At 41.0% G+C, this 13,830-nt stretch carries 14 protein-coding genes and 1 tRNA gene; 9 read left to right on the top strand and 6 right to left on the bottom strand.

The genetic code is table 11. The features are described from left to right. Positions 1-143 precede the first annotated feature (143 nt). Both HMPREF2933_RS08725 and HMPREF2933_RS08720 read right to left on the bottom strand, forming a co-directional pair. Positions 144-216, bottom strand: a tRNA-Lys gene (locus tag HMPREF2933_RS08725). Positions 217-488: 272 nt separating this feature from the next. Next, complete coding sequence (locus tag HMPREF2933_RS08720; RefSeq protein ID WP_070672803.1) at positions 489-1,760, bottom strand: replication-associated recombination protein A; 1,272 nt, start codon at positions 1,758-1,760, stop codon at positions 489-491. Between the two features lie 101 nt (positions 1,761-1,861). Between HMPREF2933_RS08720 and HMPREF2933_RS08715 the strand changes: the two genes are divergently transcribed. From HMPREF2933_RS08715 to dtd, 8 genes are all read left to right on the top strand, one after another. Then, positions 1,862-2,332, top strand: coding sequence for a DUF3013 family protein (locus HMPREF2933_RS08715; RefSeq protein WP_070241525.1), 471 nt, complete (start codon positions 1,862-1,864; stop codon positions 2,330-2,332). A gap of 50 nt (positions 2,333-2,382) precedes the next feature. After that, positions 2,383-2,826, top strand: coding sequence for an NUDIX hydrolase (locus HMPREF2933_RS08710; protein ID WP_024052633.1), 444 nt, complete (start codon positions 2,383-2,385; stop codon positions 2,824-2,826). Next, positions 2,823-3,302, top strand: a complete 480-nt coding sequence (locus HMPREF2933_RS08705) for a GNAT family N-acetyltransferase (RefSeq protein ID WP_024052634.1) — start codon at positions 2,823-2,825, stop codon at positions 3,300-3,302. Before HMPREF2933_RS08710 ends, HMPREF2933_RS08705 begins: the two co-directional genes overlap by 4 nt. A 3-nt stretch (positions 3,303-3,305) precedes the next feature. After that, positions 3,306-4,259, top strand: a complete 954-nt coding sequence (gene prmA, locus HMPREF2933_RS08700; RefSeq protein WP_024052635.1) for a 50S ribosomal protein L11 methyltransferase — start codon at positions 3,306-3,308, stop codon at positions 4,257-4,259. Beyond that, positions 4,260-5,003: a 16S rRNA (uracil(1498)-N(3))-methyltransferase gene (locus HMPREF2933_RS08695; RefSeq protein ID WP_024052636.1), complete on the top strand. Its 744-nt coding sequence runs from the start codon at positions 4,260-4,262 to the stop codon at positions 5,001-5,003. Positions 5,004-5,167: 164 nt separating this feature from the next. After that, entirely contained in the window at positions 5,168-5,314 is a 147-nt protein-coding gene (locus HMPREF2933_RS10150) for a hypothetical protein (protein ID WP_003070706.1), read from the top strand. A gap of 173 nt (positions 5,315-5,487) precedes the next feature. Next, entirely contained in the window at positions 5,488-7,704 is a 2,217-nt protein-coding gene (locus HMPREF2933_RS08690) for a RelA/SpoT family protein (protein WP_024052637.1), read from the top strand. Positions 7,705-7,792: 88 nt separating this feature from the next. After that, on the top strand, positions 7,793-8,236 hold the full coding sequence (gene dtd / locus HMPREF2933_RS08685; protein WP_024052638.1) for a D-aminoacyl-tRNA deacylase: 444 nt from the start codon (positions 7,793-7,795) through the stop codon (positions 8,234-8,236). A gap of 105 nt (positions 8,237-8,341) precedes the next feature. Here the strand turns inward: dtd and HMPREF2933_RS08680 are convergent, their stop codons facing one another. The 4 genes from HMPREF2933_RS08680 to HMPREF2933_RS08665 all read right to left on the bottom strand — a co-directional run bounded on the left by HMPREF2933_RS08680 (position 8,342) and on the right by HMPREF2933_RS08665 (position 11,698). After that, positions 8,342-9,007 (bottom strand): metal-dependent transcriptional regulator, encoded by a 666-nt coding sequence (locus HMPREF2933_RS08680; protein WP_024052639.1) that lies wholly within the window; start codon positions 9,005-9,007, stop codon positions 8,342-8,344. A gap of 154 nt (positions 9,008-9,161) precedes the next feature. Continuing rightward, entirely contained in the window at positions 9,162-10,094 is a 933-nt protein-coding gene (locus HMPREF2933_RS08675; protein WP_024052640.1) for a metal ABC transporter substrate-binding protein, read from the bottom strand. Positions 10,095-10,128: 34 nt separating this feature from the next. Then, the gene (locus HMPREF2933_RS08670) at positions 10,129-10,977 is read right to left on the bottom strand and encodes a metal ABC transporter permease (protein ID WP_024052641.1); all 849 of its coding nucleotides are present in this window, start codon (positions 10,975-10,977) and stop codon (positions 10,129-10,131) included. 1 nt (position 10,978) lies between these two features. After that, positions 10,979-11,698 carry a metal ABC transporter ATP-binding protein gene (locus HMPREF2933_RS08665; RefSeq protein WP_070584691.1) on the bottom strand — a complete coding sequence of 240 codons (720 nt, stop codon included), beginning with the start codon at positions 11,696-11,698 and terminating at the stop codon, positions 10,979-10,981. A gap of 177 nt (positions 11,699-11,875) precedes the next feature. Between HMPREF2933_RS08665 and HMPREF2933_RS08660 the strand changes: the two genes are divergently transcribed. Next, positions 11,876-13,771: a M13 family metallopeptidase gene (locus HMPREF2933_RS08660; RefSeq protein WP_024052643.1), complete on the top strand. Its 1,896-nt coding sequence runs from the start codon at positions 11,876-11,878 to the stop codon at positions 13,769-13,771. Positions 13,772-13,830: the final 59 nt, after the last annotated feature.

The following is a 13,830-nucleotide window of genomic DNA, read 5'->3' as shown; positions in this document are numbered from 1 at the left end:
CGAACAAAACTAGTTTTCTGGTAATCAGAAAACTAGTTTTGTTCGCTTTTAGCATTTAATTATAGATTTGAAGGGCTTAATAATTAAGATTTTTAAAAATTGAAATCTTTTTGTCCCAAACTCTTTCTACTTAAATTTTATTATGCCCCCTACAGGGCTCGAACCTGTGACCCATGGATTAAGAGTCCACTGCTCTACCAACTGAGCTAAGGAGGCAACAGAAAAAGCTGTATTGGTGCCGGACCTTCACGATTTGTATTGAACCCGCGCAATTAAGCAGGTGGGCAACTCGCTCTAACTGAAGCTGCTTCCGCGTGAGACGGCCTGCAAGCTGTTAGAAGTCTTTTGTTTCCCTAATAATACAAAAAATAGTCGGTCAACACTTAAGTGTGAAGTCGTACACCACAGCGTTTCTATAATTATGATACCACAATTTTTGAAAAATTCAAGAGAAAAAATTGATTTTTTGCAAACGACACCACGATTTTTTAGTGGTTTTTGAGTTGTTCAATCTTATTTTTAGTCATGCCAAGGGCTCGTTCGTACTTCCCGTTTTCGTTCGGAGTGAAATAATCGGCATTTTTAATTTTTTCAGGAAGGTAGTCTTGCTGCACCCAATTACCAGGATAGTTATGTGGATATTTGTAATCTTGCGCGTTTCCCAGCTCCTTGCTACCAGCGTAGTGACCGTCTCGTAGATGGCGGGGGATAGGTAAGTTTCCATTTTGTCGCAAATCCGAAAGAGCTTTATCTATAGCTACTATGGCAGAGTTGGACTTAGGAGAAAGTGCTAGGTCAATGACAATGTTGGCAATGAGGATGCGAGCTTCTGGGAACCCGATTTTTTGAGCAGCTTCAAGTGCGGTCACTGTATGAATCTGAGCATCGGGGTTTGCCAGACCAATGTCCTCATAAGCGATGACCGTCAGACGTCGTGCGAGACTGGGAAGGTCTCCAGCTTCAATCAAGCGAGCTGCATAATGGAGACTGGCATTGACATCAGACCCGCGAATAGACTTCTGTAAGGCGGACAGAACGTCATAGTGCCCGTCTCCGTCCTTGTCCATAGTGATGTAGCTATTTTGCAGGCTGTTTTCCATAATATCCAGAGTGATATGGCGAACGCATGTATTATCTGCTTGAGTAGAGAGAACTGCTAAATCTAGAGAATTAAAGGCTGAGCGCAAGTCTCCGTTCGTGGAAGTGGCAATGAAATCCAGAGCGTCATCATCTAGCTGGACAGGAAAGTCAAAGCCTCGTTCGGTGTCCGTCAGGGCTGTTTGAATAGCTTGTTTAATATCGTCATTTGTCAGAGGCTCCAGCTCGAAAATCTGTACCCGGCTGCGAATAGCAGGAGTGACGGAGAAAAAAGGATTTTCTGTTGTGGCACCAATCATGATGATTAGACCGTTTTCTAACAGAGGGAGGAGGAAGTCCTGCTTTGTCTTATCCAAGCGGTGAATCTCATCTAAAAGTAGCACCAAACCACCAGAGAACTTGGCTTCTTCCGCAATCTCTTGCAGACGCTTCTTACTATCAACGGTAGCATTAAAGGTCCGAAAAGCAAATTTTGTAGTACCAGCGATGGCAGAAGCAATGGAAGTCTTACCGATGCCGGGCGGACCATAGAGAATCATGGAAGACAGGCGATTGGCTTCCACCATGCGACGAATGATTTTTCCTTCACCGACCAGATGTTTCTGACCGATGACCTGATTGATATTTTTAGGCCGCATGCGAATCGCTAAATTGTCTGGCATACGTTTTCCTCCTTACTGGTATTCTTTTCAACTGTTCTGATTTATGTTACTATAGTTATATCTATTTTAACACATTTTAAAGGATTGGAGAGAGGCTGGCTATGGTTAAATATGGATTTTTGGATATATTAAATGAAGAAATGGGGCAATGCTTTCCATTTGACTATGAGATAAACTGGGATAAGAAGAATCATGCCGTAGAAGTGTCCTTTCTCTTAGAAGTACAAAATGCAAATGGCATCGAACTGTTAGATGTGGATGGAGAAAGTAGCACAGAAGACATTTTCTTTGAAGAAAGCGTTCTCTTTTATAATCCTGCTAAGTCTCACTTTGAAACAGAGGATTATCTAACAGTTGTTCCTTACGAGCCAAAAAAAGGTTTGTCTCGTGAATTCTTGACCTACTTTGTGGATTTTTTGAAGCAGACAGCCGAAGAGGGATTAGATGCTCTCATGGATTTTCTGGCAGATCCAGCGGCAGAGGAATTTGAAATTGTCTGGAATAATAAAGCTTTTGAAAAAGCCAGAGCAGATTTGCAAGAGACGGACTTTTATCCCTATCCGAGATACTAAAACACAAGGGTGTCCCAAGAAGACGACTAATTGTGCGGAAGAAAGTAAGAATGAGCGATATGACTGTTTTGCATCAAACGTTTGATTTCTCAGGCTGTAAAATTGCTTTGCTGCATGGTGATACAATTTTAACCATTTTAAGAGACGATATTTCGACTATTCCTTATCCTAATATGTGGGATTTTCCTGGCGGTGGGAGAGAAAAGGACGAGACGCCTTTTGAGTGCATTAAAAGAGAAGTCTTTGAGGAGCTGGGCATTGAACTGATGGAGGATTCCATTGCTTGGGTCAAATGTTATCAGGGATTTGTTCATCCTGAGAAAGTTTCTGTTTTCATGGTGGCTTCTATCTGTCAAGAACTAATAGATCAGATTGTCTTTGGTGACGAAGGACAGGGCTACAAATTAGTAAATATAGAAGAATTATTAGCGGATGAAAACGTCATCCCGCAGTTGAAAAGTAGATTGGGAGATTATTTGGAGGTGCAGAGATGATTCATATAGAACAAGCAGAAGCTACAGATTTAGAAACCATTATCGGTATTCAACGTGCTAGTTTTAAAGCTGTCTACGAAAAATATCATGACCAGTATGATCCTTATCTGGAAGATAGGGAGCGGATTAAGTGGAAGTTGGTGGAACGTCTTAATAGTTTTTACTATTTTGTCAAAGATGATGAGGAAATTGTTGGCTTTCTTCGCTTGCAAACCAACGATGAGCGAACAAAAGGTTGGCTTGGTACAGCTGCGATTTTGCCTCAATATCAGCGAAAAAGCTATGGCTACGAAGGGATTCGCCTGCTAGAGAAAAGATTTCCTACGATTACTCAGTGGGATTTGTGTACGGTTTTCCAAGATGAGCCTATGGTCAAATTTTATGAAAAATGCGGCTATCATCAAACGCATACTGAACCAGAGCAAGAGGGCATGGATATGGTTTATATGACGAAGAGTATTAAAAGAAAGGAATGACACATGAACACTTGGCAAGAACTAACTATCATGGTCAGCCGTGAGGCGGAAGAAGCGGTCAGTAATATTCTGATTGACCTAGGCAGTCAAGGTGTGGCGATTGATGACAGTGCGGATTATCTGGGGGAAGCTGGTCCTTTTGGGGAGGTGCTGCCTCAGGTAGAGCAGCTGAATATGGTTGCCATTACGGCTTATTACCCAGAAACAGCGAATCTTGAAATGATTCGTCAAGAAGTGAAAGAGCGTTTGGTACAGCTTAGAGATTTTGGTTTGGAGATTGGAGAAACCCAGTTAACCACTCAGCAGCTGGCAGAGGAAGATTGGGCGGACAATTGGAAAAAATATTTTGAACCGGCTCGAATCACCCATGACTTGACCATCGTGCCGTCCTGGACGGACTATGAGGTGACCACTGGTGAGAAGATTATCAAGCTGGATCCTGGCATGGCCTTTGGTACGGGCACTCACCCGACGACCAAGATGAGCCTCTTTGCTCTGGAGCAGGTCCTGCGGGGCGGAGAAACGGTGCTGGATGTGGGTACAGGCAGTGGGGTTCTCTCCATTGCCAGCTCTCTCTTGGGTGCCAAGGAGATTTTCGCCTATGACCTAGACGATGTGGCTGTCCGTGTTGCTCAGGAAAATATTGCGCTGAATGCTGGGACTGAAAATATTCATGTGGCAGCTGGCGACCTTCTCAAAGGCATTGATATTGAGGCTGATGTCATTGTAGCCAATATTCTGGCGGATATTTTGGTAAATCTAACGGATGATGCTTACCGTTTGCTTAAGGATGAGGGCTACCTGATTATGAGCGGAATTATCTCTGAGAAATGGAATCTGGTGCGGGAGTCAGCAGAAGCTGCTGGATTTTTCCTTGAGACCCACATGATTCAGGGCGAGTGGAATGCCTGTGTCTTTAAGAAAACCAAGGAGATTTCAGGAGTGATAGGAGGTTAGATGCAGCAGTATTTTGTGAAAGGACAGGTTGAAAATCCTGTCATTATCAGAGATAAAGATACCCTCAAGCATATGTTTTCTGTTATGCGTTTGGTAGAAGATGATGAGGTAGTACTGGTTTTTGAGGATGGTATTAAACGTCTAGCAAGAGTTGCAGATAGAGAGCGCCATGTGCTGAATCTGGTAGAAGAATTGCCAGAAAACGCGGAGCTGCCACTTCATGTGACGGTTGCTTCTGGCTTTCCCAAGGGAGACAAGCTAGAATGGGTAGCTCAGAAAACGACGGAACTGGGTGCAGCTGCTATCTGGGCCTTTCAGGCCGACTGGTCTGTTGCCAAGTGGGACGGTAAGAAACTTGCTAAAAAAGCAGACAAACTAGAGAAGATTGTTTTGGGAGCAGCAGAGCAGAGCAAACGCAATTGGGTACCAGAAGTTCGACTTTTCGAGAAGAAAATTGATTTTTTAGATTGTTTGAGCCAGTTTGACCGCGTCATTGTAGCTTATGAGGAATCTGCCAAAGGGGGAGAGTCTGCTGCTTTGGTCAAGGCTGTGACAGAACTCAAAAAAGGAAGTCGGATTTTATTTATTTTTGGTCCAGAAGGTGGCCTGTCTCCAGCAGAAATTGCCACATTGGAAGAGATGGGAGCTATACTTGCAGGGCTGGGTCCACGTATCTTGCGGACAGAGACAGCTCCGCTTTACGCACTCAGTGCAGTCAGTGTACTGACAGAGCTACTGCAATAGGGAAAAATCATTGGGAAAGCTAATTTCTATTGTCCTTAACTCCTGACTTTGGTATAATATAAGTGAAATATCTAGCTTAGCTAGAAAGGATGGAAGTACAGGAACAAATTTGCTAGCTAGATGACGAAAAATGCTTTTGCTTGATAAGGAGAGGAGGTTCAATCATGTCTTTATCTACCTTATTTGAGTTGTTGATTGCTATGCTAGGCGTTGTATCAGCTTGCTATCTCATTTATGCTTATGTTGAATTTATCGGAGATATGTTGCATACTGAAAAACATCACTTCTTCCATCACAACCCGCCTATTTAAAGGCGGGCTTTTTACCTGAAATGGTGCCATGTTCTTTTTCCTAGTATTGGGGAAATGGTATTGAATCTGCAGCTTTTAGGTATTTCTTATGATTCTATTGCTTTCTTCTGTATTTCCTTGTTTTCATATCGGTCTAAAAATGATAAAATGGTAGGAAGAACTGGAGAGAGAAAATGCCAAAAGAAGTGAATTTGACGGGCGATCAAGTGGTCGCTCTTACTAGAAAGTATTTATCATCAGAAGATGTTGCCTTTGTTCAAAAAGCTTTGGTTTATGCAGTAGGTCGGCATCGGGGGCAATTTCGCCAATCAGGTGAGCCATATATCATCCATCCGATTCAAGTGGCAGGGATTTTAGCTAAGCTAAAGTTGGATGCGGTCAGTGTCGCTTGCGGTTTTTTACATGATGTTGTAGAAGACACAGCTGCAACTTTGGACGATTTGGAAGGCGAGTTTGGACATGGTGTGCGCGTGATTGTCGATGGTGTGACCAAACTTGGTAAAGTCAAGTACATGTCTCACGAGGAGCAGTTGGCTGAAAACCACCGAAAAATGCTAATGGCGATGTCTAAGGATATTCGTGTCATTTTGGTCAAGCTGGCAGACCGTTTGCACAATATGCGAACGCTCAAGCATCTGCGCAAAGACAAGCAGGAACGCATCTCACGTGAAACCATGGAAATTTATGCTCCGTTGGCTCATCGCTTGGGGATTTCGAGCGTCAAATGGGAATTGGAAGATTTAGCTTTTCGATATTTGAATCCGACAGAGTTTTATAAGATTTCCCACCTGATGAAAGAAAAACGTCGGGAACGTGAGGAGTTAGTGGACGAAGTGGTTCATAAGATTGAAACCTATGCGTCTGAGCGTAATCTTCATGGGGAAATTTACGGTCGTCCTAAACATATTTACTCCATTTATCGGAAAATGCAGGACAAGAAAAAGCGTTTTGATGAGATTTATGACTTGATCGCTATTCGTTGCATTTTAGATACGCAAAGTGATGTGTATGCTATGTTGGGCTACATTCATGAACTCTGGCGACCAATGCCCGGACGTTTTAAAGATTATATTGCTAATCGCAAGGCAAATGGTTACCAGTCAATCCATACGACCGTCTATGGGCCTAAGGGACCGATTGAGTTTCAAATTCGGACCAAAGAAATGCACGAAGTGGCAGAATACGGGGTTGCTGCACACTGGGCCTATAAAAAAGGTATTAAAGGGCAGGTTGATAGCAAAGAATCGGCGATTGGGATGAATTGGATTAAGGAGATGATGGAACTCCAAGACCAGTCCAATGATGCACAGGATTTTGTGGATTCCGTCAAGGAAAATTACCTTGCTGAAGAAATCTATGTCTTCACGCCGGATGGTGCTGTTCGTTCGCTGCCAAAAGACTCAGGACCGATTGATTTTGCTTATGAAATCCATACAAAAGTGGGTGAAAAAGCGGTTGGTGCAAAGGTAAATGGTCGCATGGTGCCCTTGACTACGAAGTTAAAAACTGGGGACCAAGTTGAGATTATTACCAGTTCCAATTCCTTTGGACCGAGTCGTGACTGGATTAACCTTGTTAAGACTAGCAAGGCACGCAATAAAATTCGTCAATTTTTCAAAAATCAAGACAAGGAATTATCCATTTCTAAAGGTCGAGAACTTCTGCAAGCACAATTTCAAGAAAATGGCTATGTGGCTAACAAATACATGGACAAAAGACACATGGAAGAAGTTCTGCAAAAAACGAGCTACAAAACAGAGGAAACTCTTTTTGCGGCGATTGGGTTTGGTGAAGTTAGTGCTGTTTCGATTTTTAATCGTTTGACAGAAAGAGAACGCCGTGAAGAAGAGCGTGCTAAAGCAAGAGCTGAAGCAGAAGAGCTTGTTAAGGGCGGTGAAGTCAAGGTTGAAAACAAGGACACCCTCAAGGTCAAACATGAGGGCGGCGTCATTATCCAAGGTGCGTCAGGGCTTTTGATACGGATTGCCAAATGTTGTAATCCAGTTCCTGGTGATGAGATTGTCGGGTACATTACAAAGGGGCGCGGGGTTGCCATTCATCGTAAGGACTGTATGAATCTACGAGCGCAGGAAAATTATGAGCAGCGCTTGATTGAGGTCGAATGGGAAGAAAATACCTCTACGAAAGAATACACAGCGCACATTGATATTTATGGTTTGAATCGAGCAGGTCTTTTGAACGATGTGCTGCAAGTTTTGTCTAATACAACAAAAAATATCTCCACTGTGAATGCACAACCAACTAAGGATATGAAATTTGCCAACATTCATGTTTCTTTCGGAATCGCTAATTTATCCATGCTCACAACAGTTGTAGATAAGATTAAGAGCGTGCCAGAAGTTTATTCTGTCAAACGGACAAATGGCTAGGTGAGGACAGCAGAGCGGAAATGTTTTGCTAAAATTGCGTTTTTGTGAATTAATTCACAAAATGTAACGAAAATTAGGAAGTTCAACAATGAAAATAGTGATTCAGCGTGTGAAGCGAGCTTCGGTATCGATTGATAACGAACTTTATAATCAAATTCAGCAAGGACTACTGTTGCTAGTCGGTGTTGCTCCAGATGATGCTCAAGAAGATGTGGCATATGCAGCGAGAAAAATTGCCAATATGCGGATTTTTTCAGATGATGAAGACAAGATGAACTTGTCCGTCAAAGACGTAAATGGAGAAATTCTTTCTATTTCTCAATTTACCCTTTACGCAGATACAAAAAAAGGTAATCGCCCAGCTTTTATAGGCGCTGCTCAACCAGACTTGGCTAGTCAATTGTATGATGATTTTAACGAATTGCTAGGTCGAGAAATACCTGTTAAAACAGGTGTTTTCGCAGCTGATATGCAGGTTGAGTTAGTCAATGACGGACCGGTGACGATTGTGTTAGATACGAAGAATCGTTGAGAAAATGATAAATAAAAACGAGTCTGGACAAAACTGTTCCAGACTTGTTTGCTTTCTAGGATAAAACTCAATACGCATTGAGCAGTCTCCAATGTGTTAATGTTATCAGTTTCGACTTCCTTTTATATTTTTTTCCACATAAAGCTGTTGAGCGATAGCAGAGTTGACTTGCAGCTCTTTTCCATTGACCTTGAGCGCATACAGTTGAGCGTAAGGATCGTATTGCTCCAGAATCAGCGTATCTCCCAGATGTAAATCGTGTTTTTCCAAATATTTTAATAATTCAAATTCATCGTGAACTCGTGTTAAACGATAGGTCCCAGCATTTTCAACTTGATCTAAAGTCAATTGGTATTTTTCGACCAATAATTCACCTTTTGCAGGAATGGTTCCGCCGTGGGGACAGGTTTCTGGGAAATCCAGCATTTTTTCTAAGCGCTCGACAAATAATTCTGAAACGGTGTGTTCTAAGACTTCCGCTTCTTCATGGATTTGATCAGTCGTATATCCCAAATCATGTACGAGGAAAGCCTCGATTAAACGGTGCTTGCGATATAGCTCAGAAACAAGATGTAAACCAAGATCTGTCAGTAAATAACCGCTTGTTTTATCTTTTACAATCAATTTTTCGGCTTTCATCTTTTTAATCATTTCTGTGACAGCTGGGGGAGACACCTGCATCTGGGCGGCAATTTCTTTATTTGTAATTTTTTTAGTATGCGTACCAATCTCATAAATACATTTGAGGTAATCTTCTTTGTTTGGGGTCATATTGTCCTTTTACTCCTTATCATACTAGTATATCAAAAATAACTTAAGAATACAGCCGATAACCGCTTGTTTCAGAGAATGAAAGGCTTATTTATTCAAGAAGGATTTCAAGTAAAAAGGAACTGGTAATCATTTCCGGCTCCTTTTATATTTCTTATTTACTAAGACCTTCGGCAATTTTATCTAAATTCCATTTCATCATGTCGTAGTAGCTATCGCCTTTTTCTCCTTTTTCAGCGATTGAATCAGTGAAAATCTTGGCATAAATTGGAATTTTTGTATCTTTTGAAACAGTCTTCATTGGACGGTCATCAACACTACTTTCAACAAAGAGTGATGGTACTTTTGTTTTACGAAGTTTTTCAACCAATGTTTTGATTTGATCTGGAGTTCCTTCTTCTTCAGTGTTGATTTCCCAAATATAAGCAGATGGGACACCATAAGCTTTAGAGAAGTACTTGAAGCAACCTTCGCTTGTAACAATCATTTTCTTTTCAGCAGGAATATTATTGAATTTTGCTTTTGCTTCCTTGTCCAATGTTTCAAGTTTTGCAGTATAAGCTTTCAGATTCTTTTCATAAGTTTCTTTGTTTTTAGGATCTTTTTCAATCAAACGTTTTGCAATGTTTTTAGCATAAATAATTCCGTTTTCTAGATTGAGCCAAGCATGAGGATCTTCTTTCCCTTTTTCATTTTGACCTTCCAGATAGATAACATCCACTCCGTTACTTACAGCATAGTAATCTTTGTTCTCAGTCTTTTTCGCATTTTTGACCAATTTTGTAAACCAAGCATTTCCGCCGGTTTCCAAATTGATACCATTGTAGAAAATCAAATCAGCTTTTGATGTTTTTTTCACATCCTCTGGTAATGGTTCGTATTCATGTGGATCTTTTCCGACAGGAACGATACTGTGCAGATTGATTTTATCACCAGCGATATTTTTGGTAATATCAGCGATGATCGAGTTGGTAGCAACAACATTCAATTTTGAAGATTTGTTGGCAGAAGTTCCTTTTTGACCAGCGCAGGCAGCAAGCCCGATGATGGCTAAAAACAGAACGGCGATAAAACCTAATTTTTTCATATAAGGTTCTCCTTTAATAAATGAAATACTAATTTTATTTTAGCTTGGGTTTATTTTTTAGTTTGTTAAATCGTTGTTTTGGAGCGATAAAGAAACTAATGGCAAAGATAATGGCGGATGTCAGTACAATGCTTGAGCCAGCCGCAACATTAAAGGTATAGCCAATGAAAAGTCCTAAGACAGATGCAATTGCCCCCAAGCTAGAAGACAAGATAATCATCGTTTTAAGACTGTTAGCGTGAAGATAAGCAGTAGCAGCAGGTGTAATCAGCATGGCAACAATCAAAATCGTTCCCACGCTTTGCATAGCTGTAACTGCAACTAGCGTCAAGAGAATCATCAAGAGATAATGATAAAAATTGACTGGCATCCCCATCGCTTTTGCCAGAAGTGGATCGAAAGATGTAATCAATAATTCTTTGAAGAATAGTCCAATAATAATTAGAACAGCGATTCCTACACCAATTGTAATCCACATATCAATGTCTTGCACAGCTAAGATATTTCCAAAAAGAATATGGAAAAGGTCGGTTGAACTATTCGCAACTCCAATCAAAATGACTCCAAGAGCTAAAAAGGAACTAAAAGTTATTCCAATGGCAGTATCACTTTTGATAATTGAATTTCCTTTAATATAAGTAATAATGACCGAAGCTAAAAGCCCAAAAACAATGGCTCCGATAAAGAAGTTGATTCCTAAAATAAAGGAGAGTGCAACTCCTGGCAAGACTGCGTGTGAAATGGCATCGCCCATCAAGGACATGCCTCTTAGGATAATGAAGCAACCAACTGCTCCAGCAACAATCCCGATGACAATGGCCGTAATCAGTGCATTTTGTAAAAAATGGAAATTTTGTAGTCCATCAAGAAATTCTGAAAACATATTAAAGACCTCCATTCACAAAAAGCTGAGAGCCGTAAGCTTTTTTCAAGTTTTCTTCTGTGAAAGTTGATGAAGTTTCCCCAATGGCAATGAGTTCTTTATTCAAAATTAAAACTTGATCAAAATAATGCGGGACTTTTCCTAAGTCATGGTGGACGATGAGAATCGTTTTTCCTTGTTCTTTTAGATTGCGTAGCGTTGTCATGATAATTTCTTCGCTGATCGAATCAATCCCGACAAACGGTTCGTCCAGAAAGATACAGTCTGCTTCTTGTACCAGACAGCGCGCAATCAAGACCCGTTGAAATTGCCCTCCTGACAACTGGCTGATTTGGCGTTCAGCATAATCCTCTAAGCCGACAATGCGCAGCGCATTTGTCACCTTGTCCCAGTCTGTGCTTTTTAGTCTGTGAAACAATTTCACTTTTGGATACAGTCCAAGCGATACACATTCTTTTACTTTGATAGGAAAGTTGTAGTCAATGTGAATTTTTTGTTCCACATAAGCTACGTGACTGAGCACTTTTGAGAATTCTTTATCATCAAGATAAGTTTGTCCAGCGTGGTCAATGATACCCAACATTCCTTTTAAAAGAGTGGATTTACCAGCTCCGTTGGGGCCAATAACTCCCATGATAGTTGGGTCTTGGATTTCCAAAGAAATCTGATTGAGAGCAAGTGTTTCCTGATAAGAGACACTTAAATTTTCGATACGTATCATTTTTATACCTCCCTCTACTGTTAATATACATTAAAATAAAAATTAAGTCAAGTTAATTTTTAGAATTTTTAAGAAAAATCAGAAGTAAAGTTTGACAGAAAATCTCTTTTGATTAAAGTTTGATTATTCAGAACTTTTTTGATAGGATTAAGATAAAACAATGAAAGCGAGAACAAGATGACACGTTTACAAGATGATTTTTTTGACTATGTCAATGGTGAATGGGAAAAAACAGCAGTTATTCCTGATGATAAGCCTGTGACAGGTGGATTTATGGATCTGGATCAAGATATTGAAAAATTGATGCTGGCTACAACTGATAAATGGTTAGCAGGTCAAGATGTGCCGGATGATCCAATTTTGCAAAATTTTGTGAAATACCATCGTTTGGTGGCAGATTTTGACGGACGGGAACAAGCAGGAGTTGCTCCAGCGATGCCGCTTGTGGAAGAATATAAAGCGCTTGGCTCTTTTAAGGAATTTGCAGATAAGATTGCTGAATATGAAATGGCTGGAAAGCCAAATTTCTTTACTTTTGATGTTGCTCCAGACTTTATGAATGCGCAAATGAATGTTCTCTGGGCCGATGCGCCTGGAATCATTTTGCCAGATACAACCTACTATGAAGAAGGAAATGAAAAAGGCAAGGAATTGCTGGCAATCTGGCGGAAAATGCAGGAAGAATTGTTGACTAAATTTGGCTTTTCGGCAGAGGAAACAAAAGATATTTTGGATAAATATCTGGAATTGGATGCTAAATTAGCCAAGTATGTCCTGTCAAATGAAGAAAGTTCAGAATATGTGAAATTGTATCATCCTTACGATTGGGCAGATTTTACGAAGCTAGCTCCAGAATTGCCGCTTGACGCGATTTTTACAGAGATTTTGGGACAAGTCCCAGACAAAGTGATTGTTCCTCAAGAGCGTTTCTGGAAAGACTTTGCAGCAGAATGTTATTCAGAAAAGAATTGGGAGCATTTGCATGCGGCACTGAAGTTATTCTCTACTGGAGCATGGACTTCTTTGCTCACTGAAGAAATTCGTGTCCTTTCAGGTACCTATGCACGCGCTATCTCAGGTGTCCCAGAACCACGTCCAAAAGAAAAGGCAGCTTACCAGCTAGCGCAAGGTCCGTATAACCAAGCACTTGGTTTGTGGTATGCGGGAGAAAAATTCTCACCTGAAGCAAAAGCAGATGTAGAGCACAAAGTTGCTGCTATGATTGATGTTTATAAGTCGCGTCTGGAAAAGGCGGATTGGCTCGCTAAGGAAACACGTGACAAAGCGATTGTCAAACTCAATGTCATCACACCGCATATCGGCTATCCAGAGAAATTGCCAGAAACCTATGCGAAAAAAGTGATTGATGAGAATTTGAGTTTGGTGGAGAATGCTCAAAATTTAGCAAAAATTTCTATTGCGCATACATGGAGCAAGTGGAACAAGGAAGTGGATCGCAGTGAATGGCACATGCCAGCCCATATGGTCAACGCGTATTATGACCCACAGCAAAATCAAATTGTGTTCCCAGCAGCCATTCTCCAAGCGCCATTTTATGATTTACATCAATCTTCATCAGCTAACTATGGTGGAATCGGTGCGGTGATTGCTCATGAAATTTCTCATGCCTTTGACTCAAATGGAGCTTCATTTGACGAACACGGAAGTTTGAACAATTGGTGGAAGTCAGAAGATTACGAGGCCTTTCAAGCACGTACTCAAAAGGTGATTGAGCAATTTGACGGACAGGATTCTTACGGTGCTAAAGTCAATGGGAAACTAACTGTTTCAGAAAATATTGCAGACCTTGGTGGTATTGCGGCAGCACTGGAAGCCGCTAAGAAAGAAGCAGACTTCTCTGCAGAAGAATTCTTTACTAACTTTGCCCGTATCTGGCGCATGAAAGCTCGGCCAGAGTTCATGCAGATGCTAGCCAGCGTGGACGTGCATGCTCCTGGAAAACTTCGGGCAAATGTTCAATTGCCAAACTTTGATGATTTCTTTACGACTTTTGATGTTAAAGAAGGCGATGGCATGTGGCGCAAACCAGAAGACCGCGTGATTATTTGGTAATGGTTCACTTTACTTAAAACCAGTTGGAAGGCACTAGCCCCATAAAATGAGACACAAGA

Source organism: Streptococcus sp. HMSC066F10, assembly GCF_001813805.1.
In the GTDB taxonomy this organism is placed as follows: Bacteria; Bacillota; Bacilli; order Lactobacillales; family Streptococcaceae; genus Streptococcus; species Streptococcus vaginalis.
This window is presented reverse-complemented; position numbering and strand designations above follow the sequence as displayed.

Excerpts from the sequence above, each read along its gene's own strand:
- HMPREF2933_RS08705 (WP_024052634.1), top strand. The coding sequence starts at position 2,823 with ATGATTCATATAGAACAAGCAGAAGCTACAGATTTAGAAACCATTATC.
- HMPREF2933_RS08715 (WP_070241525.1), top strand. The coding sequence starts at position 1,862 with ATGGTTAAATATGGATTTTTGGATATATTAAATGAAGAAATGGGGCAA.
- HMPREF2933_RS08710 (WP_024052633.1), top strand. The coding sequence starts at position 2,383 with ATGAGCGATATGACTGTTTTGCATCAAACGTTTGATTTCTCAGGCTGT.
- HMPREF2933_RS08720 (WP_070672803.1), bottom strand. The coding sequence starts at position 1,760 with ATGCCAGACAATTTAGCGATTCGCATGCGGCCTAAAAATATCAATCAG.
- HMPREF2933_RS10150 (WP_003070706.1), top strand. The coding sequence starts at position 5,168 with ATGTCTTTATCTACCTTATTTGAGTTGTTGATTGCTATGCTAGGCGTT.
- prmA (WP_024052635.1), top strand. The coding sequence starts at position 3,306 with ATGAACACTTGGCAAGAACTAACTATCATGGTCAGCCGTGAGGCGGAA.
- HMPREF2933_RS08660 (WP_024052643.1), top strand. The coding sequence starts at position 11,876 with ATGACACGTTTACAAGATGATTTTTTTGACTATGTCAATGGTGAATGG.
- HMPREF2933_RS08680 (WP_024052639.1), bottom strand. The coding sequence starts at position 9,007 with ATGACCCCAAACAAAGAAGATTACCTCAAATGTATTTATGAGATTGGT.
- HMPREF2933_RS08695 (WP_024052636.1), top strand. The coding sequence starts at position 4,260 with ATGCAGCAGTATTTTGTGAAAGGACAGGTTGAAAATCCTGTCATTATC.
- HMPREF2933_RS08670 (WP_024052641.1), bottom strand. The coding sequence starts at position 10,977 with ATGTTTTCAGAATTTCTTGATGGACTACAAAATTTCCATTTTTTACAA.
- dtd (WP_024052638.1), top strand. The coding sequence starts at position 7,793 with ATGAAAATAGTGATTCAGCGTGTGAAGCGAGCTTCGGTATCGATTGAT.
- HMPREF2933_RS08690 (WP_024052637.1), top strand. The coding sequence starts at position 5,488 with ATGCCAAAAGAAGTGAATTTGACGGGCGATCAAGTGGTCGCTCTTACT.
- HMPREF2933_RS08675 (WP_024052640.1), bottom strand. The coding sequence starts at position 10,094 with ATGAAAAAATTAGGTTTTATCGCCGTTCTGTTTTTAGCCATCATCGGG.
- HMPREF2933_RS08665 (WP_070584691.1), bottom strand. The coding sequence starts at position 11,698 with ATGATACGTATCGAAAATTTAAGTGTCTCTTATCAGGAAACACTTGCT.